This window comes from Dankookia sp. GCM10030260 (assembly GCF_042666655.1).
Classification (GTDB): domain Bacteria; phylum Pseudomonadota; class Alphaproteobacteria; order Acetobacterales; family Acetobacteraceae; genus Paracraurococcus.
In genome coordinates this window covers 476,397-499,755 of sequence record NZ_JBHTDE010000002.1, presented here as the reverse complement: position 1 = coordinate 499,755, position 23,359 = coordinate 476,397, and the positions used below count along the sequence as shown (strand labels likewise).

The 23,359-nt window shown below is 72.6% G+C and carries 23 protein-coding genes; 13 read left to right on the top strand and 10 right to left on the bottom strand.

Annotation, left to right across the window (positions count from 1 at the left end):
- Positions 1–4: 4 nt before the first annotated feature.
- The 5 genes from ACFQS7_RS08810 to ACFQS7_RS08790 all read left to right on the top strand — a co-directional run bounded on the left by ACFQS7_RS08810 (position 5) and on the right by ACFQS7_RS08790 (position 5,509).
- On the top strand, positions 5–1,165 hold the full coding sequence (locus ACFQS7_RS08810; RefSeq protein ID WP_380066670.1) for a beta-ketoacyl-ACP synthase: 1,161 nt from the start codon (positions 5–7) through the stop codon (positions 1,163–1,165).
- Entirely contained in the window at positions 1,162–2,439 is a 1,278-nt protein-coding gene (locus ACFQS7_RS08805; RefSeq protein ID WP_380066669.1) for a beta-ketoacyl-ACP synthase, read from the top strand. Before ACFQS7_RS08810 ends, ACFQS7_RS08805 begins: the two co-directional genes overlap by 4 nt.
- 169 nt (positions 2,440–2,608) lie before the next feature.
- Positions 2,609–3,631 (top strand): zinc-binding dehydrogenase, encoded by a 1,023-nt coding sequence (locus ACFQS7_RS08800; RefSeq protein ID WP_380066668.1) that lies wholly within the window; start codon positions 2,609–2,611, stop codon positions 3,629–3,631.
- Positions 3,632–3,633: 2 nt separating this feature from the next.
- Entirely contained in the window at positions 3,634–4,533 is a 900-nt protein-coding gene (locus ACFQS7_RS08795; RefSeq protein ID WP_380066667.1) for a lipid A biosynthesis lauroyl acyltransferase, read from the top strand.
- A gap of 34 nt (positions 4,534–4,567) precedes the next feature.
- Positions 4,568–5,509 carry a ketopantoate reductase family protein gene (locus ACFQS7_RS08790; RefSeq protein WP_380066666.1) on the top strand — a complete coding sequence of 314 codons (942 nt, stop codon included), beginning with the start codon at positions 4,568–4,570 and terminating at the stop codon, positions 5,507–5,509.
- A gap of 98 nt (positions 5,510–5,607) precedes the next feature.
- Here ACFQS7_RS08790 and ACFQS7_RS08785 read toward each other — a convergent pair whose 3' ends face one another.
- Together ACFQS7_RS08785 and mmsB are read right to left on the bottom strand one after the other, a co-directional pair.
- Positions 5,608–7,350 (bottom strand): sensor histidine kinase, encoded by a 1,743-nt coding sequence (locus tag ACFQS7_RS08785; RefSeq protein ID WP_380066665.1) that lies wholly within the window; start codon positions 7,348–7,350, stop codon positions 5,608–5,610.
- A gap of 287 nt (positions 7,351–7,637) precedes the next feature.
- Positions 7,638–8,516, bottom strand: coding sequence for a 3-hydroxyisobutyrate dehydrogenase (gene mmsB, locus ACFQS7_RS08780; protein WP_380066664.1), 879 nt, complete (start codon positions 8,514–8,516; stop codon positions 7,638–7,640).
- Positions 8,517–8,673: 157 nt separating this feature from the next.
- Between mmsB and ACFQS7_RS08775 the strand changes: the two genes are divergently transcribed.
- The 5 genes from ACFQS7_RS08775 to ACFQS7_RS08755 all read left to right on the top strand — a co-directional run bounded on the left by ACFQS7_RS08775 (position 8,674) and on the right by ACFQS7_RS08755 (position 14,847).
- Complete coding sequence (locus tag ACFQS7_RS08775) at positions 8,674–9,798, top strand: serine hydrolase domain-containing protein (protein ID WP_380066663.1); 1,125 nt, start codon at positions 8,674–8,676, stop codon at positions 9,796–9,798.
- A 14-nt stretch (positions 9,799–9,812) separates the two neighbouring features.
- Positions 9,813–11,057: a flavin-dependent oxidoreductase gene (locus ACFQS7_RS08770; protein WP_380066662.1), complete on the top strand. Its 1,245-nt coding sequence runs from the start codon at positions 9,813–9,815 to the stop codon at positions 11,055–11,057.
- Between the two features lie 108 nt (positions 11,058–11,165).
- The gene (locus tag ACFQS7_RS08765; RefSeq protein WP_380066661.1) at positions 11,166–12,362 is read left to right on the top strand and encodes a hypothetical protein; all 1,197 of its coding nucleotides are present in this window, start codon (positions 11,166–11,168) and stop codon (positions 12,360–12,362) included.
- A gap of 30 nt (positions 12,363–12,392) precedes the next feature.
- The gene (locus ACFQS7_RS08760) at positions 12,393–13,361 is read left to right on the top strand and encodes a DUF6384 family protein (protein ID WP_380066660.1); all 969 of its coding nucleotides are present in this window, start codon (positions 12,393–12,395) and stop codon (positions 13,359–13,361) included.
- Between the two features lie 7 nt (positions 13,362–13,368).
- The gene (locus ACFQS7_RS08755; RefSeq protein WP_380066659.1) at positions 13,369–14,847 is read left to right on the top strand and encodes a hypothetical protein; all 1,479 of its coding nucleotides are present in this window, start codon (positions 13,369–13,371) and stop codon (positions 14,845–14,847) included.
- Between the two features lie 15 nt (positions 14,848–14,862).
- Here the strand turns inward: ACFQS7_RS08755 and ACFQS7_RS08750 are convergent, their stop codons facing one another.
- Positions 14,863–15,336 (bottom strand): Lrp/AsnC family transcriptional regulator, encoded by a 474-nt coding sequence (locus tag ACFQS7_RS08750; RefSeq protein ID WP_380066658.1) that lies wholly within the window; start codon positions 15,334–15,336, stop codon positions 14,863–14,865.
- A 114-nt stretch (positions 15,337–15,450) separates the two neighbouring features.
- Between ACFQS7_RS08750 and phhA the strand changes: the two genes are divergently transcribed.
- Together phhA and hppD are read left to right on the top strand one after the other, a co-directional pair.
- Positions 15,451–16,287 (top strand): phenylalanine 4-monooxygenase, encoded by an 837-nt coding sequence (gene phhA, locus ACFQS7_RS08745; protein ID WP_380066657.1) that lies wholly within the window; start codon positions 15,451–15,453, stop codon positions 16,285–16,287.
- Positions 16,288–16,352: 65 nt separating this feature from the next.
- Positions 16,353–17,456: a 4-hydroxyphenylpyruvate dioxygenase gene (gene hppD / locus ACFQS7_RS08740; RefSeq protein WP_380066656.1), complete on the top strand. Its 1,104-nt coding sequence runs from the start codon at positions 16,353–16,355 to the stop codon at positions 17,454–17,456.
- 95 nt (positions 17,457–17,551) lie between these two features.
- On the opposite strand, the gene ACFQS7_RS08735 is transcribed toward hppD, so the two are convergent.
- The 3 genes from ACFQS7_RS08735 to ACFQS7_RS08725 all read right to left on the bottom strand — a co-directional run bounded on the left by ACFQS7_RS08735 (position 17,552) and on the right by ACFQS7_RS08725 (position 19,686).
- Positions 17,552–17,863: a hypothetical protein gene (locus tag ACFQS7_RS08735; RefSeq protein WP_380066655.1), complete on the bottom strand. Its 312-nt coding sequence runs from the start codon at positions 17,861–17,863 to the stop codon at positions 17,552–17,554.
- Between the two features lie 64 nt (positions 17,864–17,927).
- On the bottom strand, positions 17,928–18,326 hold the full coding sequence (locus ACFQS7_RS08730; protein ID WP_380066654.1) for a hypothetical protein: 399 nt from the start codon (positions 18,324–18,326) through the stop codon (positions 17,928–17,930).
- Positions 18,316–19,686, bottom strand: coding sequence for a FliI/YscN family ATPase (locus ACFQS7_RS08725; RefSeq protein WP_408880103.1), 1,371 nt, complete (start codon positions 19,684–19,686; stop codon positions 18,316–18,318). The genes ACFQS7_RS08730 and ACFQS7_RS08725 overlap by 11 nt, the downstream gene beginning before the upstream one ends.
- 112 nt (positions 19,687–19,798) lie before the next feature.
- Here ACFQS7_RS08725 and ctrA point away from each other — a divergent pair, with 112 nt between their 5' ends.
- Positions 19,799–20,521, top strand: coding sequence for a response regulator transcription factor CtrA (gene ctrA / locus ACFQS7_RS08720; RefSeq protein WP_380066652.1), 723 nt, complete (start codon positions 19,799–19,801; stop codon positions 20,519–20,521).
- Positions 20,522–20,552: 31 nt separating this feature from the next.
- Here ctrA and ACFQS7_RS08715 read toward each other — a convergent pair whose 3' ends face one another.
- The 4 genes from ACFQS7_RS08715 to ACFQS7_RS08700 are packed head-to-tail and all read right to left on the bottom strand — an operon-like array spanning position 20,553 to position 23,336.
- Positions 20,553–21,371 (bottom strand): CheR family methyltransferase, encoded by an 819-nt coding sequence (locus ACFQS7_RS08715; protein ID WP_380066651.1) that lies wholly within the window; start codon positions 21,369–21,371, stop codon positions 20,553–20,555.
- Entirely contained in the window at positions 21,368–22,468 is a 1,101-nt protein-coding gene (cheB, locus tag ACFQS7_RS08710; protein WP_380066650.1) for a chemotaxis-specific protein-glutamate methyltransferase CheB, read from the bottom strand. The genes ACFQS7_RS08715 and cheB overlap by 4 nt, the downstream gene beginning before the upstream one ends.
- Positions 22,465–22,866 (bottom strand): response regulator, encoded by a 402-nt coding sequence (locus ACFQS7_RS08705; protein WP_380066649.1) that lies wholly within the window; start codon positions 22,864–22,866, stop codon positions 22,465–22,467. The genes cheB and ACFQS7_RS08705 overlap by 4 nt, the downstream gene beginning before the upstream one ends.
- A complete protein-coding gene (locus tag ACFQS7_RS08700; RefSeq protein ID WP_380066648.1) occupies positions 22,863–23,336 on the bottom strand; it encodes a chemotaxis protein CheW in 474 nt (157 codons plus the stop codon). The genes ACFQS7_RS08705 and ACFQS7_RS08700 overlap by 4 nt, the downstream gene beginning before the upstream one ends.
- Positions 23,337–23,359: the final 23 nt, after the last annotated feature.

Sequence of the window (23,359 nt, the reverse complement as noted above, 5' to 3'; positions counted from 1 at the left end):
AACCATGACCGAGACCATCTGGATTACCGGCATCGGCCTGGTCTCCTCGCTCGGCGAGGGCACCGAGCTGCACCGGGCCGCGCTGGCCGGCGCCGCGCCGGTGGTGGATTCCGCCAGCTTCGCGCCCTACCCGATCCACCCGATGCCGGCGCTGGACCTGGACAAGCAGATCCCGAAGAAGGGCGACCAGCGGCAGATGGAACCCTGGCAGCGGCTCGGTACCTATGCCGCGGGCCTGGCGATCGACCATGCCGGCGCGCGCGGCCTGGTGCGCGACATGCACCTGATCGTCGCCGCCGGCGGCGGCGAGCGCGACGTGGGCCTCGACGAGGCGGTCTGCACCGAGATCGCCCGGCTGCCGCCCGAGGACGCCGCCCGGCTGCTGAACGAGCGGCTGGCCAATGGCCTGCGGCCGACGCTGTTCCTCGCCCAGCTCTCCAACCTGCTGGCCGGCAACATCTCGATCGTCCATGGCGTCACTGGCTCCTCCCGCACCTTCATGGGCGAGGAGAGCGCCGCCGCCGATGCGGTGCGGATCGCCGCCGCCCGGCTGGGCGAAGGCCGTGGTGGCATCGCGCTGGTCGGCGGCGCCTATGTCGCCGGGCGCTGGGACATGCTGCTGCTCTACGGCGCCTCGGGCCAGCTCTGGCGGGAGGGCTGGGCCCCGGTCGCGGCGCGGCAAGCCGCCGGCGGCGGGCTGGTCACCGGCACCGCCGCGGCCTTCCTGGTGCTGGAGACCGAGAGCCACGCGCGGGCGCGCGGCGCCACGGGCATCGCCCGGCTGACCACGGTGCGTACCGGCGCCGCTCGGCGGCGCGGCGCCGACACCGCCGAGGCGACCGCCGCGTCGCTGGCCGGCAGGCTCGAGCTCAAGCCCGGCTATGCGGTCATCTCGGGTGCTACCGGCGCCGTGGAGCCGACCGCCGGGGAGGCGGCCTTCCTGACAGGGCTGCGCGATTCCGGCCCGGCCCAGGGTCCTGTGCACCAGACCGCCGACCTGATCGGGCACCCTATCGAAGCCGCCTTCCCGGCCGGTATCGCGCTCGGCGCCCTGACCGTCGCCGCCGGCGCGGCGCCGCAGGCGCTGGTCACCGGCTTCGGCGTCTGGCGCGGCGAGGCACTGGCCCTGGTGGAGCCCATCGCCCCGGCGGAGCCTTTCGCATGAACAGCAGGACACGCGACCATCTCGGCCGCCACGTCGTGGCCGTCACCGGCATCGGCCTGGTGACGCCGCTCGGCATTGGCGTCGCCGAGAGCTGGGCCGGGCTGCTGGCCGGGCGCTCGGGCATCCGGCGCATTACCCGCTTCCCGACCGAGCACCTGCGCACCACCATCGCCGGACAGGTCGACCTGGCCGAGGATGCCGGCGGCACGCCCCTCACCTCCCCCGGCCGGGTCGAGAGCATGGGTGCGCTGGCCGGCGCGGAGGCGATCGCCGCCGCCCGGCTCGGCACCGATGGACATTTCCCCGGGCCACTCTTCCTCGGCATGCCGCCGGTCGAGGTCGAGTGGCCGCAGCGGCTGGAACTGGCCCGCAGCGGCAACGGCGCCCAGACCGTTCGCTACCCGGAGATGGTCCATGCCGCCACCGGCCGCGTCGACCTGTTCGAGGGCGCGCTGTTCGGCGGCGTCGGCGAAAGGCTGGCCGACCGCTTCGGCACCGAGGGCGCGCCGGTCTCGCTGACCACCGCCTGCGCCACCGGCGCCTCGGCGATCCAGCTTGGCATCGAGGCGATCCAACGCGGCGAGAGCGCCGCCGCGCTCTGCATCGGCGCCGAGGGCAGCGTGCAGCCGGAGGCGCTGATCCGCTTCTCCCTGCTCTCGGCGCTGTCGACGCGCAACGACGACCCGACCAAGGCGTCCCGCCCCTTCGAGAAGACCCGCGAGGGCTTCGTGATGAGCGAGGGCGCCGCGGCGCTGGTGCTGGAGAGCCTCGAGAGCGCCGAGGCGCGCGGCGCCACGGTGCTCGGCCTGCTGCTCGGCGCCGGGGAACGGGCGGACAGCTTCCACCGCACCCGGTCCAATCCGGATGGCGCGGCGATCATCGGCGCCATGCGGGCGGCGATCGCCGATGCCGGGCTGGAGCCCAGGGACATCGACTACGTCAACGGCCACGGCACCGGCACGCCGGAGAACGACAAGATGGAGACACTGGGGATGCGCGCCGTATTCGGCGATGCTTGCCCGCCGATCTCGTCGAACAAATCCATGATCGGCCATACGCTGTCGGCTGCCGGGGCGATCGAGGCGGTGTTCAGCCTGCTGACCATCCGCGACGGGATGCTGCCGCCGACCATCAACCACGAGACGCCCGACCCCACGCTAGGCCTGGACGTGGTGCCGAACGTGGCGCGGCCGGCGAAGGTCGCGCGGGTGCTGTCGAACAGCTTCGGCTTCGGCGGGCAGAATGTCTGCCTGGTGATCGGGGCGGCGCCGTGAGCGAGAACAAGGCTGGGGAGGAAAAGGCATTTCCTCCCCAGACCCCACCTTTGCTTTTCGTGAGTCGGCACCTGCCGCGCGGCAGGTGCCGACTCCCAGAAATAGGTGAGGGGTCTGGGGAGAATGCCTTCTCCCCAGCCTTCCTTGCTTCTTCCAGCGAGTACCCCTGATGCGCGCCCTGCAGCTCTTCGGCGACCGCGACACCCGCCTGGTCGACGTCCCCGAGCCGCCGCCGCCCGGCCCCGGCGAGGTGCGGCTGCGCATGCGCGCCGTGGCGCTCAACCACATCGACGTCTGGGGCTGGCGCGGCATGGCCTTCGCCAAGCGGGCCCTGCCGCTGACGGTGGGCGCCGAGGCGGTGGGCGAGGTCGCGGCGCTCGGCGAGGGCGTGAGCGGCTGGCGCATCGGCCAGTTGGCCGTGCCCTACGGCGCGCTGACCTGCGGCCATTGCCGGGCCTGCCGGGAAGGCCGCGACAACCTCTGCGAGAACGTCGCCGGGGTGAAGGGCTTCCATGTCGATGGCTTCGCCCAGGAATACATGAACCAGAGCGCGCGGCTGCTGGTGCCGGTGCCGGACGGCGTCTCGGTCAACGACGCGGCCTGCGCCGCGATCACCTTCAGCACGGTCGAGCACATGCTGTTCGACAACGCCAAGCTGCAGCCGGGCGAGACCATCCTGATCCAGGCGGCGGGGTCGGGGATCGGGACCGTCGCGGTGAAGATGGCCAAGGCGCTGGGTTGCACGGTCATCGCCACCGCGGGCTCCGACGAGAAATGCGCCCAGGCGAAGGCGCTCGGAGCCGACCATGTGGTCAACTACACCGACGACCGCTTCGAGAGCGTGGCGCGCAAGGTGACGAAGAAGCGCGGCGTCGACGTGGTGTTCGAGCATGTCGGCGCCACCACCTGGGCCGGCAGCCTGCTGTCGCTGCGGATGGGCGGGCGGCTGGTGACCTGCGGCAGCACCTCGGGCGTCTCGGCCGAGACCAACCTGATGATGATCTTCCAGCGCCAGCTCCACATCTTCGGCAGCTTCGGCGCATCGATGCGCAACATCGCCGACGGGCTGGCGAAGATGGCCGGCGGGCTGACACCGGTGCTGGATACGGTGACGCCGCTGGAAGGCTTCGCCGCGGCGCTGCAGCGGCTGGAAAGCCGGCAGGTCTTCGGCAAGCTGGTCGTCACCCTCTAGCCATGCGGGCCCTGCTGCGGCGGGCGGCGGATCGCGCCGTCGCAGGGGTGGTGCGTGGGCTCTTCGCGCTGGTGCGGCTGCTGGGACCGGACCGGGCGGCCGCGCTGGGGGCGCTCCTTGCCCGCGGCATCGGCCCGCTGTTGCCGGTGCAGCGGACCACGCTGGACAACATCCGCCACGCCTTCCCCGAAATGCCGGCCGCCGAGCATGCGCGGATCGCCCGCGACGCCTGGGACAACCTCGGGCGCACCGCGTCGGAATACGTGCATCTCGATCGGCTGTGGGATTTCGACCCCGAGGCGCCGCGGCAGGGCCGCATCCGCATCGCGCCCGAGGTGATCGACCGCTTCATGGCGCTGCGCGACGACGGCAAGCCCGCGCTGTTCTTCGCCGCGCACCTGGCGAATTGGGAGCTGCCGGCGATCGCGGCCGCCAGGCATGGGCTGCCGGCCGCGGTGCTGTATCGCACGCCGAACAACCCGCATGTGGCGCGCGACATCGTGGCGCTGCGGACCGAGAGCATGGGCCGGCTGATCCCGGCCGGGATCGAGGCGCCGATCCGCATGATGGAGGCACTCGATCAGGGCCTGCATGTGGGCATGCTGATCGACCAGCGCTTCGGCCGCGGCCCACAGGTGCCCTTCCTGGGTCGGCCTGCTTTCTCCAACCCGCTGGTCGCCCACCTCGCCCGCCGCTTCGACTGCCCGGTACATGGCGCCCGCGCCATCCGCGAGGCCGATGGCGGCTTCCGGCTGGAACTGACCGAGGCGGTGGAATTGCCGCGCGACCCGAAGGGCCGCATCGACGTGGCGGCGGCGACCGCGCTGATGAACCGCATCGTCGAGGGCTGGGTGCGCGAGCATCCCGGCCAGTGGTTGTGGATGCATCGCCGCTGGCGATAGGGCAGGCTCGCGGCCGAAAAGGGAGAAGACAAGAATGCGCATCCTGGTCCTCGGCGCCGGCGCGCTCGGCGGCTATTTCGGCGGGCGGCTGCAGCAGGCGGGGGCGGAGGTCGCCTATCTGGTGCGGCCGCGCCGCCAGGCGCAGCTGGCGCAGGACGGGCTGGTCATCGAGAGCCCCTTCGGCGCCGCGCGGCTGCCGGCCCGCACCGTCGCGGCGACCGAGGCCGGGCCCGGCTGGGACCTGATCCTGCTGACCTGCAAGGCCTACGACCTGGCCGATGCCATCGCCACCATCCGCCCGGCGGTCGATGCCGGCACCGCCATCCTGCCGGTGCTGAACGGCCTGTCGCACATCGCCACCCTGCAGGCGGCCTTCGGCGAGGCAGCGGTGCTTGGGGGCCTGGCCAAGATCCAGGCGACGATGGGCGCCGACGGCGTGGTCAGGCAGCTCAACGACTGGCGCTGGCTGACCTTCGGCGAGCTGGACGGCAGCATGAGCCCGCGGGTCCGGGCCTTCGCCGAGCTCGCCGCACGCGCCGAGGGCATGGTCGCCACCGCCGTCCCCGACATCCGCCAGCGGATGTGGGAGAAGCTGGTGCATCTCGGCACCAGCGCGGTCAGCACGGTGCTGATGCGGGCCAATACCGGCGAGATCGCCCGCAGCCCGGGCGGCGTCGAATTCATGCACCGGGTGCTGGACCGCAACGCCGCCATCGCCGCCGCCAACGGCCAGCCGATGACCGAGGCCTTCATGGCCGAGTTCCGCGCCATGTTCGCCGATCCCAAGGCCGGCTATGCCACTTCGATGCTGCGCGACCTGGAGGCCGGCGGGCGGATCGAGGCGGACCACATCCTCGGCTTCCTGCTCGCCCAGGCCCGCGCCGCCGGCGTGCCGCACGAGGCGCATGAGGCCGCCTATATCCACGCCAAGGCCTTCGAGCAGCGGCGCGACGCCGGCCGCCTGCCGAAAGCCTAGAGCGCGACGGCGAGAGGCGGAATCGCCGGCAAGCCTCGATCGCGCGCGCCCACAGACGCTGAAACAGGATTCGTGAGCGAAGCCGGACGCATCATGCTTCAGCCGGCGACCCGGTCGAGCGGCAGCAGCAGCTCGACCGCCAGGCCTTCCGCCGGCCAGGCGAAGCTGGCGGTGCCGCCGAGCTGGGCGGCGCTCTGCGTCACCAGCCGGTGGCCGAAGCCGCGATGCGCCGGCGGCGCCACCGCCGGCCCGCCCCGCTCGGTCCAGCGGAGGTGGAGGCCGGCGGCATCCGCCGTCCATGTGATCGCCACCGTCCCGCCCGCATGCGACAGGGCGCCGTATTTCGCTGCGTTGGTCGCCAGCTCATGCACCGCCAACGCCACCGCCGGGGCCGAGGTCGCGCCGAGCGGCAGCACGGGTCCCTGCAGCGACACCCGCTCGGGCAGGCTGCCGCCACCGGCGAAGGGTTCCAGCAGCGCCTGCAGCACCTCGGCCAAGGTGGTGCCCGGCAGGCCGGCGCCAGCCCCGGCGATCGCCGGGCGGACCAGGTCATGCGCCCGGGCCAGCGCGCCGACCCGGCCCAGCAGCGCGTCCCGCATCTCCCGCGGCGAGGTCGCGCCGCGGGCGCTGAAGCTGACCAGCCCGCTGACGATGGCGAACAGGTTCTTCACCCGGTGGTCCAGCTCGCGCAGCAGCAGCTCGCGCGTCCGCTCCGCCCGCTTCCGCTCCGTCACCTCCTCGCAGACCACGCCGGCGCCGATCACCGCCTGGGTCGCCGGGTCGCGCACCGGGTAGAACTGCTCCACCCAGTCGCGCCGCACGCCGGGCGCCTTGGGCGTCTCGCCGCTGACCTCGACGCCGGTAATGGTCTCGCCTCCCTCCAGCACCCGGCGCAGCAGCGGCTCCGCCGCGGCGCGCAGGTCGGGCACCAGGTCCCAGACGGGGCGGCCGAGATGCGCCTCGACCGGCGCGCCGTTCATCTCGGCCAGCGCCTCGTTGATGCGGACGACGCGCAGCGCGGGGTCGAATTGCGCCAGGCCGAGCGGCGCCGAGCGGTAGAGGGTCTCGAGGTCGGCCAGGCGCTGGCGTGCCTCCATCTCGCTCTGCTGGCGCGCGGCTTCCGAGGCCTGCTGGGCCGAGAGGTCGTGATGCGTGCCGCTGAGCACCACGGCGCGGCCGGCGGCATCGCGCTCGATCACCTCGCCGCGCGACAGCACCGGGATCCAGCGCCCATCGGCATGGCGCAGCCGCAGCTCGACCTCGTAGCGGACGCTCCCCTCGGCCATCGGCGCATCCGCCATGGCGCGCAGCTGCGCCACGTCGTCGGGATGGACCAGCGTCTTCCAGACGGTCATCGGCACCGTCTTCATCGGCGGCAGGCCGAGCATCTCGCACCAGCGGGGGGTGACCTCCAGCAGGTCGGTGCGCAAGTCGCGCTGCCAGGCGCCGAGCGCCGCCCCGGCCAGCGCGACTTCCAGCCGGCGATGCGCGGTGGCGAGCCGGGCCTCGGCCCGGGCCCGGCGGGTGACGTCGACCAGCACCGCGGACATCAGCCGCCAGCCCTCCAGCTCCACGCAGCGGGCGCGGACCAGCATGGCGCGCGGTGCCCGGTCCGGCAGGTCGAGCTGGGCGTCGAACACCTCCGGCCGGTCGCGGCTGGTCACCGCGGCGAGGCGCTGCCGCAGCGCCGTGCCGGCATGGCCTTCGAGCGCTGCCTCCCAGGCCTCCGACAAGCGATCGGGCCGGCAGCCGAGCAGCCCGGCCGCCTCGGCATTGCCGGCCAGCACGCCCAGACCGGGACGGTCGAGAATCACCGTCGCCACGGGAACGAGGTCGAGCATCCCGGCAAGGCCGGCGGTGCTCGGAGAAGGGCGAAGGACAATCTGCGTCAATGCGGAACCCGGCGGGAGGAGTATGGACGGTGCGCGGCGCCGGGAGGCCCCGGCGCGGGACGCCGCGGCGCCCGGGAGCGCGCCGCGACGGCTTTCATGCACCCCCACAAATTGCCGAAGACCAGCCCAAAGGTTTCTTCACAAATCTGTGAAATTTTACCTTTATAGGGTCGCGTGGCTCACCCCGATCCGGTCGTGCCCCGCATCGCCCGTCGGCGCGCCGCTGACCGTGCCCATCAGCTGCCGCGCAGCATGCGGATGATGCCGGAGAAGTCGACCTCGCCGCCGCCCTCGGCGACGAAGCGTTCGAACAACGCCAGTGCCTGGGCGCCGAGCGGCGTCGTCGCCCCGCCGCTCGCCGCGGCCTCCTGGCTCAGCCGCAGGTCCTTGAGCATCAGCGCGCCGGCAAAGCCTGGCTTGTAGTCCCGGTTGGCCGGGCTGGTCGGGACGAGGCCCGGCACCGGGCAATAGGTGGTCATTGCCCAGGACTGGCCGGAGGACTTGCTCACCACGTCGAACAGCGCCTGGTGCGACAGGCCGAGCCGCTCCGCCAGCACCAGCGCCTCGGAGGCGATGATCATGTTGGCGGCCAGCATCATGTTGTTGCAGACCTTGGCCGCCTGCCCCGCCCCGGCGGCGCCGCAGTGGACGATGGTGCGGCCCATCGCGGCGAGGATGGGCTGGGCGGCGGCGAAGGCGGCGTCCGGCCCGCCGACCATGAAGGTAAGCGTGCCGGCCTCCGCCCCCATGGTGCCGCCGGAGACCGGGGCGTCCAGCATCGGCCGGCCGGCCTCCCCCGCCACCGCGCGGGCGGTGGCGACGTCGATGGTCGAGCAGTCGATCAGGATGGCCGCCGGCGCCGCGGCCGCGGCCATGCCGCCGGCGCCGAGCCAGGCGTCGCGCACGTGGCGGCCGGCGGGCAGCATGGTGACGACGAAATCGGCATCGGCGGTGGCCGCGGCGGCGCTGGCGGCGGCGGTGCCGCCGGCTGCGGCGAAGGCCTCGAGCGCGGCGGGGACGAGGTCGAACCCGGCGACCTGGTGGCCGGCCTTCAGCAGGTTGCGCGCCATCGGCCCGCCCATGTTGCCGAGCCCGACGAAGCCGATGCGTGCCATGTGTCTCTCTCCCCTTGGGTGGCGGCCAGGGTAGGCGGGGCGCGGGGCGGCGTCATCCCGGCAGCGGGACACCCGGCTTCGGTCCTGCACCGCCATCGGGGCCCGGTGGCGCGGCCGGCGGATGCGCGCTTTCATGCCGGCAATCGAGGAGGCCGACATGGACCCAAGCCTGGCCCTGCCCGCCGCCCATTTGCCGCGGGCCGGCGATTTCCTGCTCTACCCGCCGACCATCCAGCCCTGGGGCTACCGCATCGTCGACCGGCTGTTCGCCCACCGCGTCATCCCACGCGGCACGCCGCGACCCTGGGTCCGTGGGGCGGAACTTGCCGGACTCGACGTGGACGGCTTCATGGCGCGCAACTTCATCGCCGGCCTGCTGGTGATCCAGGACGGCGCCATCCGGCTGGAACGCTACGGGCTGGGGCTGGCCGAGTCGGACCGCTGGACCACCATGTCCACGGTGAAGTCGCTGACCGCGGTGCTGGTCGGCGCGGCGATCCGCGACGGCGCCATCGATTCGGTGGCGGCGCCGGTGGCGCGCTTCCTGCCGGAGCTGCGCGGCACCGCCTATGACGGCGTGACGCTGGGACACCTGATGACCATGGCCTCCGGCACCGCCTGGACCGAGGTCTATGCGGACCCCGATTGCGACGTGAACCGCTACAGCCGGTCGCTCGCGGACAAGGTGCCGGGCGGGGTGCTGCGGATGATGGCGGCGCTGCCGCGGGCGAACCCGCCGGGCAGCACCTTCCTCTACAATTCCGGCGACACCTTCCTGCTCGGCGCCTGCCTGACCCGGGCGGTAGGGCGGCCGCTGGCAGAGTACCTCTCGGCCAAAATTTGGCAGCCGGCGGGGATGGAGTTCGATGCCTTCTACACGCTGGAATCGGAGGGCGGGCAGGAGATCGGCGGCAGCCGGGCCGGCATGGCGCTGCGCGACTTCGGTAGGCTGGCGCAGCTCATCCTCGATGACGGCGTGATCGCCGGGCAGCGGGTGCTGCCGGAAGGCTGGGTGGCGGCGATGGCCACGCCGCGCTTCGCGGTGCCGCAGCCGGCCTCGCCGGGAATCTGCCATTACGGCTATTGCTGGTGGCTGGGCGACGGGCTGATGTCGGCCATCGGCTTCGCCGGCCAGCGGATCGACATCCGTCGCGACGAGCGGCTGGCCATGGTCACGCTAGGCGCCTTCCCGCAGCCGCCGCATGTGCCACCCGAACGGGACGGCATGCACCGGCAGGCGGTGGCGGATTTCCTCGGCGCGGTGCGCCGGGCCTTGGCATGAGCGGGAGAGGCAGCATGCAGGCGATCATCATCGGCGGCGGCATCGGCGGGCTGACCGCGGCGCTGGCGCTGCACGCCGCGGGCATCGAGTCCACGGTCTTCGAAAGTGCCGCCGAGGTCCGCCCGCTCGGGGTCGGGATCAACCTGCAGCCGCATGCGGTGCGCGAGCTGACCGAGCTTGGCCTGGGCGAGGCGCTGGCGGCGACCGGGGTGGCGACGCAGGAATTCCGCTACGCCAACCGCTTCGGCCAGACCATCTGGACGGAACCGCGCGGCCTCGCCGCCGGCTACCGGTGGCCGCAATATTCCATCCATCGCGGCCGGTTGCAGGTGCTGCTGTGGCAGGCGGCGGAGGCGCGGCTGGGTGCGGGCCGGATGCAGGCGGGCAAGCGGCTGGTCGGTTTCACCCAGGACGCATCGGGCGTCACCGCCCGCTTCGCCGATGGCTCCACGGCGCAGGGCGACGTGTTGGTCGCCGCCGACGGCATCCATTCGGCGGTGCGCTCCGGCTTCTTCCCGGACGAGGGCGCGCCGAAATGGAACGGCGCGCTGCTGTGGCGCGCCACCAGCCTGGCGCCGCCCTTCCTGACCGGCGCCTCGATGGTGCAGGCCGGGCACCGCGACACCAAATTCGTCTGCTACCCGATCGGCACCGCCCCGGACGGGCGCAGCATCGTCAACTGGATCGCCGAGCAGCGCTTCCCGAGCGGCACGTCCTGGTCGCGCGAGGACTGGAACCGCCCCGGCCGGATCGCCGACTTCCTGCCGATCTTCGCCGACTGGAATTTCGGCTGGCTGGACGTGCCGGCGCTGATCCGCGGGGCGGAGGCGGTCTATGAATTCCCCATGGTGGACCGCGACCCGCTGCCCTGGTGGACCCGGGGGCGCGTCACGTTGCTGGGCGATGCGGCGCATCCCATGTATCCGATCGGCTCGAACGGCGCCTCGCAGGCGATCCTCGACGCACGCTGGCTGGCACTGCAATTGGCGACGCAGCCGGGGGTGGAGGCCGCGCTGACGGCCTACGAGGCGGCGCGCCGCCCGGCCACCGCGGCGGTGGTCGAGGCCAACCGCGGCGACGGGCCGGACCGGGTGATGGACATCGTCCATGCCCGGGCGCCCGATGGCTTCGCCGAACTGGAGGCGGTGGTGCCTCGTGCCGAGCTGGAGACGACGGTCATGGCCTATAAGCGCCTGGCCGGCTTCGACCCCGAAACACTGAACCACCGCGTGAGCTGGTCCGTCCCGGCTGCCGCCTGAGGCGATCCCTGGCGCGGGATTGAACCGCGCCGGCCCGATCCCTTGATTCACCGCAGGGGCCGGCTGCGGCCCGCGTGCTAGCCAGGGCGCGACAGGCGGAGAGAGTCCATGGAACAGCCCCAGACCATGGTCGCGCAGCCCATGCGCTACCTCGACAAGGCGATGGGCGCGCTGCGCGACCTCGGCCTGCCGTTGCCGCCGCCGGCGGTGGAGGCGACGCCGATCACCGGGCTGCTGTCGCAGCTCGGCGACCTCGACCCTGACCGTGTCACGCTGATCGCCCGCGTGCTGAACCAGGCGACGGTGTTCAACGAGGTGGTGCGGGAGCAGATCCGCGCCATGCAGATCGCCGAGCGCTACGAGGTCATCACCAACAGCTTCAATTCGATCCGCGATGATGCGAAGGAAATGGTGAACCAGCTCTCCGACGGCCGGATCTCGACCGGCGAGAAGCTGCGCAACATGTGGATGAATGTCCGGCGCGGCGACATCTCCTCGCGTTTCCAGACGATCCGCAGCACGTACCTGGAAGTCTCGAAGGACACCAAGGTCAACATCGACCGGGAGCGGGCGATCCTCGAGGCCTATCGCGACTTCCGCGGCGCCATGAAGCAGGCGGAGATCCTGACGCTGGAATTGCTGAAGACCGCCGAGGGCAAGCTGGCCACGGCCAAGGCGGCGGTCGAGCAGGCCGGCGCCGCGGTGGATGCCGCCGGTGCGGTCGAGCCAGTGCAGCGCGCCCAGTTGGAAATGGCGCGCGACGAGGCGCTGCGCACGCTGCAGAACGAGGACGGCCGCTACCAGATCTGCAAGGACCTGGCCGACAACATGGTGGTCTCCTACAACACATCCGAGGTCATCATGGCCCGGCTGGTGCAGACGACTTCCGCCAAGGAACGCGTCTACCAGCAATCCGTCAGCTTCTTCTCGACGAACGAGGCGGTGCTGACGGCGCTGTCTGCCTCCTTCGCCGGACTGCACGGGCTGCATGAAAGCACCCAGACGCTGAACGCGATGAAGCAGGGCGTCGACCAGTCGCTGGAGGTGCTGGCCGATATCGGCGGCAAGGTGCAGGAGGAAGCGTTGCGCGCCGGTTACGGCCCGACCGTCTCCGCCGCCGCGGTGCAGAAGCTGGTCGACAGCGTGGTCAATTACCAGGAGCGCTCGCGCGAGATCATCACCGAGATGCGCGAAGCGGCGACGCGGAATTCCGAGGAGATCCGCCGCTCGGTCGAGGAGGCGAAGCAGCGCATGACCCGGCTGGCGCAGCAGGGCGCCGCCCTCGCTTTGCCGCCGCGCGGCTGACCTCGCGCCAAGGCCGGATGCCGAACCCGCATGGTTGAGACCACCACCCGACCCGCCCCGGCAGCGCCCGGCGCGGCGGCGCCCGTGCCGGCGCTCGATGAGACCATGCTGGCGATGGACGTGGTGGACACGCTCCGCCATGCCGACCGGCTGGTCGAGCGCGAGCTGGCCGGCGACGCGCGTCGCGCCGCGCTGAAGCAGCGGCTGCGGGAGATCTACGCCACCCAGGGCATCGCGGTGCCGGAGGCGACGCTGGAGCAGGGCGTCGCGGCGCTGGAGCAGCACCGCTTCGCCTACACGCCGGCGCCGCCCTCCTTCGGCCGCAGCCTGGCGATGCTGTGGGTGACGCGCGCCCGCTGGGGCCGCGCCGTGGGCATTGCCCTGGCCGTGCTGCTGCTGGCCGGCGGCGGCTGGTGGTTCGGCGTGCATGTCCCGGCCGAGCGCACCCGCATCGCCGAGCAGCAGGAGCTGCGGGAAGGCCTGCCGCGCGCCTTGCAGGCCGAATACGACCGCGTGCTCGCCGCCACCACGCTGCAGGGCCCGCGCGACCGCGCCGCCCGGCTGCTGGCCGAAGGCCGCACCGCGGCCGGCGCCGGCGCGCTCGGCGATGCCCGCGCACGGCTCGCCGGGCTGCGGGACCTGCAGCGCGACCTCGTCCAGGAATACCGCATCCGCATCGTGTCCCGCCCCGGTGAGCAGTCCGGCGTCTGGCGCGTGCCGCAGGCCAATCCGCGCGCACGGAACTTCTACCTGATCGTCGAGGCGCTCGATCGCGACGGCCGCCCGGTCGAGGTGCCCATCACCTCGGAGGAGGACGGCACCACCGCGCGCGTCGCCAGATGGGGCCTGCACGTGCCGGAGGCGGAGTTCGAACGGGTGCGGCAGGAGAAGCTGCGCAGCGGCCTGATCAGCGACCCTGTGGTTGGCCAGAAGCGCGCCGGGGAGCTGGAGCCACGCTGGTCCGTCCCCATCACCGGCGGGGCGATCCTCAAGTGGTGATGCATCCATGCTGAGCGGCTTCGAACTCCTCGACAGCGTGGACGACCGGCTGCGCCGCGCCGAGCAGGAGGCGCAATCGGCCGAGGCCGAGGCCGCCGGCCTGCAGCAGCGGCGGGAGGCGGTGCGCGCGGCCCAGGCCGAGGCGCTGCGCAGCCTGGCCCGGCTGCGCGCCCAGGCGCTGCGCGACGGCGGCGCCGCGCTCGGCCAGCTGGATGCGGCGGAACAGCAGGTGCGCGCCCTGCTCCAGGCGCGCGGCGAGGCCGCCCTCGCCGCCGATGCCGTGCTGGCGGAGCGCCGCGCGGCGCTCGACGCCGCCCAGGCCGAGCGCGACCGCCGCGCCGCGGCGCTGCGCGCGGTGGAGGCGGCGCAGCATCAGGCGCTCGACGCGGCGCGGAGCCGGGCCGAGGCGGATGCCGAGTTCCAGCGCCTGCGTGCCGGCGCCGAGGCTGCCGCGCGGATCGCCCAGCATGCCGAGGAGAAGGCCGCCTTTGCCCGCGACGACCTGGCGACCAAGGGCAAGCCCTATCTCGACGATCCGTTGTTCGCCTATCTGTGGCGGCGCGGCTGGGGCACCGCCGCCTATCGCGCCGGGGGGCTGACCCGGATGCTGGATGCCTGGGTGGCGCGGCTCGCCGGCTTCGATGCGGCGCGGCGCAACTACGCGCTGCTGGAATCGCTGCCCGCGGGCCTGGCCGGCCATGCGGCGCGGATGCGGGCGGAAGCGGCGGCGACCGAGGCCATGCTCGCGGCCCGGCTGCACGGCCTGGCCGGACTGCCCGAGGGCGATGCCCTGGCCGCGCCGCAGGAGGCGCTGGACATGGCCGAGGCCGCGCTCGAGGCCGCCGCCCGCCGCGCCGAGGAGGCACGCGCCGCCCGGGCCGGGCAGGAGGATGCGGCGCTGCGCGCGGCGACCGCGCGGATGGAGGCGGCGCTGGCGGCCGAATCCCTTCAATCGCTCCGCGCCGCGGCGCTGCGCACGCCGATGCGGGAGGACGACGCGGTGGTCGCCCAGCTGGAAGCCGCTGCGGCCGAGGCGGCGCGGCTGGACCGCGCTTTGGCCGGGGCCGCGACCCAGGCGGCCGAGGCCCGCCGCCGGGCGCAGGAGGTGGCGCGGATCCGCGAGGAGATGCGCAGCCGCGGCGTCCGCCGCGACCATTGGGGCTTCAACGACGGCGCCCTGGTCGGCGTGCTGATCGGCGACCTGCTGCGCGGCACGCTGTCGCGCGACGGGTTCTGGGACCGCATGGAACGCCAGCGGATACCGCAGCAGGACCCGTGGGGCACTGGCGGCGGCGGCGGGCCCTGGTCGGGCGGTGGTGGCGGCGGGCCATGGAGCGGCGGCGGCTGGGGGGTGCCCTCCGGCGGCGGGTTCGGCGGCGGCGGCGGCAGCACCGGCGGCGGCTTCGGCGGCGGCGGCTTCCGCACCGGCGGCACGATGGAGGGCGGCTCGGCCGGTGGCGGCTTCAGGACCGGCGGCGGGTTCTGATCGAGCCGGCCCGCGTCAGACCGGCACGTCGCCGGGCGGCTTCAGCGCGGTGAGCACGAAGGAGCTCCGCGTCTCCTTCACGCCGGGCATGCGCAGCAGCGCCTTCAGGGCAAAGTCGGCATAGGCCTCGAAGTCCGCTGCCAGGACGTGCAGCAGGTAGTCCATCTCGCCGCTCATCGCATAGGCGGCGAGCACTTCCGGCCGCTCGGCCAGGGCGGCGTGGAAGCGTTCCACCACCTCCTCGGCGTGGCTTTCCAGCGCCACCATGACGAAGGCCTGCAGCGGCAGGCCGAGCCGTCCCGGGTCCAGCACCGCGGCATAGCGGGCGATGACGCCCGCATCCTCCAGCCGTTTCACGCGGCGCTGGCATGGGGTGGCGGACAGGCCGACCTGCTCGGCCAATGCCACGACGGCCAAGCGGCCGTCCCGTTGCAGGGCGCGCAGGATGCGGCGGTCTATGGCATCGAGCTCGATGGTGGATTTCACCATGCTTGGCCTCCGTCTGAGCGACATCCGCCAATAGGAGCGGATCGGGCGGACATCTTCGCCGAAAACCTCTTCCTGGAATCGGGCATTCTGGTGGGAAGGAAAAGAGCGGCGAGAATGGACGGAAGCCGAGGCAACCTGCCGGCCGGGCTGCGGGGCGATTACGCCGCGGCCGGGCCCGACTTCACCTTGCCGCAGGACTGGGCCGCCTATCCGCCGGCCGACCATGCGACCTGGCGCAGGCTCTATGCCCGGCAGACGGCGCTGCTGCCGCGCCATGCGGCGGCGGCCTTTCGCGCCGGGCTGGCGCGGCTGGACTTCGCCACGGGGGTGCCGGATTTCGCCCAGGCCTCCGCCCGGCTGCGCGCCGCGACCGGCTGGGCCCTGGTGGCGGTGCCGGGGCTGATCCCCGAGGATGCCTTCTTCGCCCATCTTGCCGCCCGCCGCTTCCCCGTTACCCACTGGATTCGCCGGCCGGAGGAGCTGGACTACATCGTCGAACCCGACATCTTCCACGACGCCTTCGGCCATGTGCCGCTGCTGACCCAACCGGCGTTTGCCCGCTTCCTCGAAGCCTATGGGCGGCTGGGCGAGACGGCCGCGCGGATCGGCGCGCTGCAGCCGCTGGCGCGGCTGTACTGGCACATGGTGGAGTTCGGCCTGATCCGCGAGGCCGGCGCGCTCCGCGCCTACGGCGCCGGCATCCTCTCCTCCTCGGCCGAGACGTTGCATGCGACGGCGGGCGCCGCGCCGCGCCGGCTGCGGTTCGACGTGCGGCGCGTGCTGCGCAGCGACTACTTCATCGACGACCTGCAGCCGACTTACTTCGTCATCGACGACTACGCCGACCTCTTCGACGCGACACAGGATCTGCCGGCCTTGCTGGCCGAGGCGCGCGATGCCGCGCCGATCCCGCCCGGCGCCGCGGCACCCGGCGACCAGCCCGTCACCTGACCGGGTCCGCTGACCAAGGCGGACAGGGCCGGATCGGCCAGATCACATCACCAAGGAGACGCAGCATGGACATCCCGCCCGACCGCACGCCGCTCGCCGGCGTCATCTCGGATGCCAACCCGATGGGCACGGACGGCTTCGAATTCGTCGAGTTCACCGGCCCCGACCTGCCGGCGCTGGAGGCGCTGTTCGCCCGGCTCGGCTTCCGGGCGGTGGCGCAGCACCGCAGCAAGCAGGTGACGCTGTGGCGTCAGGGCGACGTCAACTTCATCCTGAACGCCGAGCCGGAGAGCTTCGCCCAGGCCTTCCAGCGGGTGCACGGCCCCTGCGCCTGCGCCATGGCCTTTCGCGTCGCCGATGCCGCCGCCGCCTACACCCGGGCGATCGAGCTCGGCGCCAGGCCGGTGCTCGGCCGGGTCGGGCCGATGGAGCTGAACATCCCGGCGATCGAGGGAATCGGCGGCAGCCTACTGTACTTCGTCGACCGCTACGGCCCGCGCGGCAGCATCTACGACGTGGATTTCCGCTGGGTGGACGGCATCGACGCCCGACCGGCAGGGAATGGCCTGACCGTGATCGACCATCTGACCCACAACGTGCATCGCGGCCGGATGGATGTTTGGTGGGACTTCTACGCCCGCCTCTTCAATTTCCGCGAAATCCGCTACTTCGACATCGAGGGCAAGCTGACCGGTCTGAAGTCGCGGGCCCTCACCTCTCCTTGCGGCCAGATCCGCATCCCGATCAACGAAAGCAGCGACGACAAGTCGCAGATCGAGGAATACCTGCGCGCCTATGGCGGCGAGGGCATCCAGCACATCGCCCTTGGCACCACCGACATCTTCCGGAGTGTCGAGGGCATGCGGGCGGCCGGCATCGAATTCATGGACACGCCCGACACCTACTACGAGTTGCTGCCAAAGCGCATGCCGGACCTTGGCGCCGACGAGGTCGCGCGGCTCGCCCGCAACCGCATCCTGACCGACGGCGCGCCGACGCCGGAGGGCGGCCGGCTATTGCAGATCTTCACCGGCACCGTCATCGGGCCGATCTTCTTCGAGCTGATCCAGCGGAAGGGCGACCAGGGCTTCGGCGAGGGCAATTTCCGCGCCCTGTTTGAGAGCATCGAGCTCGACCAGATCCGCCGCGGCGTGCTGACGGCGCAGTAGTCGCCAGCCCGTCACAGCCCGACGGGGGATTCAGGGCCGGGTGGCCGGCTCGGCCATGTCGCCCCGCCCCGGTCAGGACCATCCCGGTCGGCGGCTTATCGCCGGTCGGTGTCGCGCGGGGTCGCGCGGGGCGCCGCCTGCGGGTCGCTGCCGGTGAGCTCCCGGTAGAGCCTGTCGACCTCCTGCGTCTCGCCGGGCCGCGCCGCCTGCGGCAGGCCACGGGCGCGCTCGCGCGCCTCGATCTCGGCGGGGTTCGGCTGGTGGGTGCGATAGTCCCAGACCTCGGCATTCCGCCCGGCAGGGGCAGCCTGCTGGGTGCCCTGGGGGGACGGTTGCGCCCAGGCCGGCGGGCCGAGCAGGACCGCCGCCAACAGGACCCATCGCCCGCCGTTGTTTCCCTCTCGCATCGCAATCGTCTCCCTTGCTTGCCAGGGATAACGCGCGATACCCATCGGCTGTGGCATGGCCAGTTCACCCGGCCGGGCGAGTCCGCCGCGCCGCTTCGTCCAGCAGCGCCTGGGCGCGGCGCAGCGCCTGCCGCCGCGCCTCGGCCGCGCGGCGGTCCCGCAGCAGGTCGACGGCGCGCTCGGCCGCGCGGCATTCCGCCACCACCGCCTGGGCGTTGCTGCGGCGGATGGCGGCCTGGTCCTGCGCTAGCGCGGCACGATCGCGCGCCGCCAGGCCGCGCGACAGCCAGAGCCGCCAGGCAGCCTCGCCTGCGGCATGCTCGGCCGGCAGCGCTGCGGCGGCAGCGGCCAGGCGTTCCGCCGCCGCAGCCTCCTGCCCGACCTGCACCGCCAGGCGGCGCTTGGCCTCCATCGTTTCCAACCGACGCAGCCGCACCAGCGCGGCAAGCGGGTCACGCGCCATCCAGCGCCGCGGCGAGCGCGGCGAAGGCCGCCTCCACCGTCCCCGCCTCGCCCTTGCCCTGGCTCAGCATCGCCTCGATCCGCGGGGCCAGGCGGATCGCCTCGTCCACCGCCGGGTCGGTGCCAGCGCGGTAGGCGCCGAGCCGGACCAGGTCGGCCATCTCGGCATGCAGCGACAGGATGCGGCGGGCGCGCAGCATCAGGTCGCGCTCCTCCGGTGCCAGGCAGCCCGGCACGGTGCGCGACAGGCTGCGCAGCACGTCGACCGCCGGGTAGCGCCCGGCCTCGCCGATCCGGCGGTCGAGCACGACATGACCGTCGAGGATACCGCGCACCGCATCGGCGACCGGCTCGTCATGGTCGTCGCCCTCGACCAGCACGGTGAACAGGCCGGTGATGCTACCCGGATTGCCCTCCGTCCGCGGCCCGGCGCGTTCCAGCAAGCGGGGCAGCTCGGCGAAGACGCCGGGGGTATAGCCGCGGGTCGCCGGCGGCTCGCCCGCCGCCAGGCCGATCTCGCGCAGCGCCATGGCGAAGCGGGTGACGCTGTCCATCAGCAGCAGCACCCGCTGTCCCGCTTCGGCGAAATGCTCGGCGACCGCCATGGCGGCATAGGCGGCTTCGCGCCGCAGCAGCGCCGGGCTGTCCGAGGTGGCGCAGATGATCACCGACCGCGCCAGGCCCGCGGGGCCGAGGTCGTCCTCAAGGAATTCGCGCAGCTCCCGCCCCCGCTCCCCCACCAGGCCCAGCACCACCACGTCGCAATCCGCATCGGCGGCCAGCATGGCCAGCAGGGTGGACTTGCCGACCCCCGAGGCGGCGAAGAGGCCGAGCCGCTGGCCGCGCCGGCAGGTGGCGAAGGCGTCCAGCACCCGGACCCCGAGGTCGAGCCGCGGCCCGAGCCGGGCTCTCTGCCCGGCCGGTGGCGGCGCGGCGCGCAGCGGGCGCGGGTTGGCCCCGGGCCGCAACGGCCCCTGCCCGTCGAGCGGCCGGCCGAGCGGGTCGAGCACCCGGCCAAGCCAGGAATCGTCGACCGCAAGCACGCTGGGCGAGGCCAGGCTCGCCGGGGTGCCGGCACCGATGCTCTCCAGCGGGGCAAAGGCAAGCGCGGTGGCGATACCGTCACGCAGTGCCACCACCTCCCCCGATATGGGAACGTCGTCGGCACCCGGCAGCGTAAGGGTCGCGCCGAGCCGGAGCCAGGGCGCGAGACCTTCGACGGAAAATGCGACGCTACTGGCCGACACAACCTTTCCGTGCAGACCTTTCGGCAGAACCCGGCCCAGCGCCGCACGCGCTGCATCGAGACGCTCAACCACCTGCTTTTCGTTGGATCGGATGCTGGGCACTCGGCTGGTCATCATTCCCAAGCGATTTGTCTCGGAAAATGATACACGCAGGACGTGAATTTCTCCTTCACAACGCGCGTTAAGGTGCTAGTTTTTGCACGCAAGACGTGTGGAGACACCAAGTATGCGTACCCTTTTGGTTGAGGACGACCTGACTGCATCCCGCGGCATCGTGGCGATGCTGAAATCGGCGGCGATGATCGTCGATGCCGTCGACACGGGCGAGGAGGCGCTGGAACTCGCTCGCCTCTACGACTACGACGTGGTCGTGCTCGACCTCGTCCTGCCGGACATGGAGGGCTACGAGGTGGTCCGCCGGCTGCGCGCCGCCCGGGTGGAGACGCCGATCCTCATCCTCTCGGGCCTTGCCCGGCCGCAGGCCAAGGTGAAAGGCTTCGGCGTCGGCGCCGACGACTTCATCACCAAGCCCTTCGACCGCGAGGAGCTGATCGCCCGCATCCAGGCCGTGGTCCGCCGGACCAAAGGCTTCGCCCAGTCGAACCTGGTGGTCGGGCCGCTGGTGCTGAACCTCGGCTCGCGCGAGGTGATGGTGGCTGGCACGCCGGTGCACCTGACCGGCAAGGAATATGCGATCCTCGAACTGCTCACGCTGCGCAAGGGCGTGGTGATGACCAAGGAGGCCTTCCTCAACCACCTCTATGGCGGAATGGACGAGCCGGAGGTGAAGATCATCGACGTCTTCATCTGCAAGCTGCGCAAGAAGCTGGCCCAGGCCGGCGCCGACAACCTGATCGCCACCGTCTGGGGCCGCGGCTACGTGCTGCGGGAGCCGAACCCGGTCGCCGGCCGGGTGCCGCTGGGCGAGTTGGCCGCCCAGGCGGCCTGATGCGGGGCCGCCCGGCCTCACGCCGGGCGGATCAGCCGGCCAGTGCCGTGGCGGTGGCCTTGGCATAGACGCCCCGCTCGCCGGGGACGGGGACCAGGCGGCCGGTCAGGCCGAGCACCGTCTCCGCCCCGCCGAGGTAGAGCACGCCATCGGGGGCAAGCTGCGCCGCCATCGCGTCCAGCACCCGGGCCTTGGTCGGGGTGTCGAAATAGATCAGCACATTGCGGCAGAAGATCACGTCGAACTTGCCAAGCGAGCGCAGGTCGGACAGCAGGTTGAAGCGTTCGAACCGCGCCATCGCCCGCAACTCCGGCGCGACGCGCCAGCGCCCCGTCTCCTGGCGGAAATGCTTTACCAGCAGCCTCGCCGGCAGGCCGCGCTGCACCTCGAATTGGGTGAAGCTGCCGTCGCGAGCGCGGGCCAGCACCTCCTGCGCGATATCGGTGCCGATGATCTCCGCACGCCGGTCGAGCGCCAGCTCGGCGAGGATCATGCCGATCGAATAGGCCTCCTGACCCGTCGAGCATGCGGCCGACCAGATTCGCAGCCGCACGCCCGTCGCGCGGGCCCCGGCCAGCGCAGGCAGTACCCGGCGCAGGTGTTCGAAGGGCCGGCCGTCGCGGAAGAAGCTGCTCTCATTGGTGGTCAGCGCCTCGGTCACCTGCTCGGCCAGGCCCGCGGCGCGCGGGTCCTTCAGCCGCAGCGCCAGCGCGTCGATGTCCGCCAGACGCTCCCGCTTCAACAGCGGGCCGAGCCGGGTTTCAAGCATGTAGCCCTGGTCGGCGGTGAGGACGAGGCCGGAGCGGCCCTTCACTAGGCCAGCGATGAAGGCGAAGCTTTCCCGGTTCATGCCACCACCCCTGCCCCGATGCTTGCCCGGCCGGCGCAGGCGGCCAGTACCTGTTCCGCCAGCGCCGCCGGCGGCAGCAGTGCCTGGGCCAGGCCCGCCTTGGCCACCGCCCCCGGCATCCCCCAGACCACCGAGCTCGCCTCATCCTGCGCCAGCACCGTGCCGCCGGCGGCGGCGACGGCGCGGCAGCCGGCCAGGCCATCGTGCCCCATGCCAGTCAGGATCACCGCCAGCATCGCCCCGCTGCAGGCCGCCGACAGGCTGCGCAGCAGGGGATCCACCGCGGGGCGGCAGAAATTCTCGGGCGGCGTGTCGGCCAGCCGCGCCACAAGGCCGCCCGCGCCGGCCGCCACCACCAGATGCCGGTCGCCGGGTGCGAGATAGAGCCGGCCGGGCCGCAGCGCTTCGCCATCCCGCGCCTCGGCGCAGGGCAGCCGGCCGAGCCGGTCCAGATGGTCGGCCAGCATGGCGGTAAAGCCGGCCGGCATGTGCTGCACCACTAGCAGCGGTACCGGCAGCGGCCGGACCAAGCCCTGGACGAAGCCGGCCAGCGCCTGCGGCCCGCCGGTCGAGCAGCCGAGCCCGATCGCTCGCAGCCCCCGCATCGGCAGCATCGGCGCCATGCGCGGCGGTGCGGCGGCGGGGCGCGGCGCCGGGGCGCCGGCGCCCATGCGGGCCCAACCCTTCACCTTGGCCAGGACCTCCGCCCGGAAGGCCGGGTCGGCCAGCCCGCCGCAGGCGGCGCCGGGCTTCGGGATATAGTCCGCCGCCCCCGCCCGCAGTGCCGCCATGGCAGCCGCCGCACCGCGCTGGGTCAAGGCGCTGGCGACGATCACCGCCGGCCGCGGTCGTTCCTGGAGCAGCAGCGGGAGCGCCGTCATGCCGTCCATCACCGGCATTTCGAGGTCGAGCAGCACCACCTGCGGTCGCTGCGCCGCCGGCAGCCGGGCCATGGCCGCCACCGCCTCCTGCCCGTTCGCCACGCGGGCGACGATGCGGATGGCCGGATCGGCGTCCAGCACGCGCGCCATGGCGGCGCGCACCGTGGCGCTGTCGTCGCACAGCATCACCCGTGCAGGACTGTCCGGCGCCGTCATGCGGCCTGGTCCGGCAGCAGCCCGGCCTGGACAAACTTGTCCTGCAGCAGCGCCGCATCGAAGGGCTTCATGATGTATTCCTGCGCCCCGGCCTCCAGCGCCTCGACGATGCGCTCCGCTGCCGCCTCGGTGGTGCAGAGCACCACCACCGGCCGGTCGGGGCCGAACTCGGCCCGCGCGGCGCGCAGGAAGCTGATGCCGTCCATCACCGGCATGTTCCAATCGAGCAGCACGACATCCGGCATCGCCTCGCGGCAGGCGGCCAGCGCCTGGGCGCCGTCCTCGGCCTCCCGCACCGTGAAGCCCAGCGTCTCGACGATACGGCGGGCTGCCTTGCGCACCACCCGGCTGTCATCGACTACGAGGCAGCACGCCGCCCCGTCTGCCGTCCCGCTCATGCGCCTATCGCCAAGACCTGCTCGACATCGAGCAGGATCAGCAACTGCTCGCCCAAGCGGTGCACCCCGCGTGAGACGTCGTGCCACAGCGGGTCCAGGGTCGGCGGGTTGGGCGCGCGGTCGCGCGATGGCAGCGGCAGCACCTCTCCCACCGCGTCGGCCAGCAGCGAGTAAAGCTCGCCGTCGCGGTCCACCACCACGCTCATGGCGTCGGTGCCATCACGCGGCGGCAGGCCGAGCCGGCGCCGCAGGTCGATCGCGGTGACGATCCGGCCACGCAGGTTGAGGCTGCCCGCCACCTCCTGCGGCGCCAGCGGGATGCGGGTGATGGCCTGCACGCCGAGCACATCGCGGACCGAGAGCACCGGGACGCCACAAAGCTGACCGGCGACGGTCAGCGTGAGGAAGACCTCAGCCGCCTCCTCGTGGCGGGACAGGGCTGGCTTCGGCGCCTGGGCCGATGCGGTCATGGCCTGATGCATTGTTCCGATCC

Excerpts from the sequence above, each read along its gene's own strand:
- ACFQS7_RS08810 (WP_380066670.1), top strand. The coding sequence starts at position 5 with ATGACCGAGACCATCTGGATTACCGGCATCGGCCTGGTCTCCTCGCTC.
- ACFQS7_RS08805 (WP_380066669.1), top strand. The coding sequence starts at position 1,162 with ATGAACAGCAGGACACGCGACCATCTCGGCCGCCACGTCGTGGCCGTC.
- ACFQS7_RS08800 (WP_380066668.1), top strand. The coding sequence starts at position 2,609 with ATGCGCGCCCTGCAGCTCTTCGGCGACCGCGACACCCGCCTGGTCGAC.
- ACFQS7_RS08795 (WP_380066667.1), top strand. The coding sequence starts at position 3,634 with ATGCGGGCCCTGCTGCGGCGGGCGGCGGATCGCGCCGTCGCAGGGGTG.
- ACFQS7_RS08790 (WP_380066666.1), top strand. The coding sequence starts at position 4,568 with ATGCGCATCCTGGTCCTCGGCGCCGGCGCGCTCGGCGGCTATTTCGGC.
- ACFQS7_RS08785 (WP_380066665.1), bottom strand. The coding sequence starts at position 7,350 with ATGCTCGACCTCGTTCCCGTGGCGACGGTGATTCTCGACCGTCCCGGT.
- mmsB (WP_380066664.1), bottom strand. The coding sequence starts at position 8,516 with ATGGCACGCATCGGCTTCGTCGGGCTCGGCAACATGGGCGGGCCGATG.
- ACFQS7_RS08775 (WP_380066663.1), top strand. The coding sequence starts at position 8,674 with ATGGACCCAAGCCTGGCCCTGCCCGCCGCCCATTTGCCGCGGGCCGGC.
- ACFQS7_RS08770 (WP_380066662.1), top strand. The coding sequence starts at position 9,813 with ATGCAGGCGATCATCATCGGCGGCGGCATCGGCGGGCTGACCGCGGCG.
- ACFQS7_RS08765 (WP_380066661.1), top strand. The coding sequence starts at position 11,166 with ATGGAACAGCCCCAGACCATGGTCGCGCAGCCCATGCGCTACCTCGAC.
- ACFQS7_RS08760 (WP_380066660.1), top strand. The coding sequence starts at position 12,393 with ATGGTTGAGACCACCACCCGACCCGCCCCGGCAGCGCCCGGCGCGGCG.
- ACFQS7_RS08755 (WP_380066659.1), top strand. The coding sequence starts at position 13,369 with ATGCTGAGCGGCTTCGAACTCCTCGACAGCGTGGACGACCGGCTGCGC.
- ACFQS7_RS08750 (WP_380066658.1), bottom strand. The coding sequence starts at position 15,336 with ATGGTGAAATCCACCATCGAGCTCGATGCCATAGACCGCCGCATCCTG.
- phhA (WP_380066657.1), top strand. The coding sequence starts at position 15,451 with ATGGACGGAAGCCGAGGCAACCTGCCGGCCGGGCTGCGGGGCGATTAC.
- hppD (WP_380066656.1), top strand. The coding sequence starts at position 16,353 with ATGGACATCCCGCCCGACCGCACGCCGCTCGCCGGCGTCATCTCGGAT.
- ACFQS7_RS08735 (WP_380066655.1), bottom strand. The coding sequence starts at position 17,863 with ATGCGAGAGGGAAACAACGGCGGGCGATGGGTCCTGTTGGCGGCGGTC.
- ACFQS7_RS08730 (WP_380066654.1), bottom strand. The coding sequence starts at position 18,326 with ATGGCGCGTGACCCGCTTGCCGCGCTGGTGCGGCTGCGTCGGTTGGAA.
- ACFQS7_RS08725 (WP_408880103.1), bottom strand. The coding sequence starts at position 19,686 with ATGACCAGCCGAGTGCCCAGCATCCGATCCAACGAAAAGCAGGTGGTT.
- ctrA (WP_380066652.1), top strand. The coding sequence starts at position 19,799 with ATGCGTACCCTTTTGGTTGAGGACGACCTGACTGCATCCCGCGGCATC.
- ACFQS7_RS08715 (WP_380066651.1), bottom strand. The coding sequence starts at position 21,371 with ATGAACCGGGAAAGCTTCGCCTTCATCGCTGGCCTAGTGAAGGGCCGC.
- cheB (WP_380066650.1), bottom strand. The coding sequence starts at position 22,468 with ATGACGGCGCCGGACAGTCCTGCACGGGTGATGCTGTGCGACGACAGC.
- ACFQS7_RS08705 (WP_380066649.1), bottom strand. The coding sequence starts at position 22,866 with ATGAGCGGGACGGCAGACGGGGCGGCGTGCTGCCTCGTAGTCGATGAC.
- ACFQS7_RS08700 (WP_380066648.1), bottom strand. The coding sequence starts at position 23,336 with ATGACCGCATCGGCCCAGGCGCCGAAGCCAGCCCTGTCCCGCCACGAG.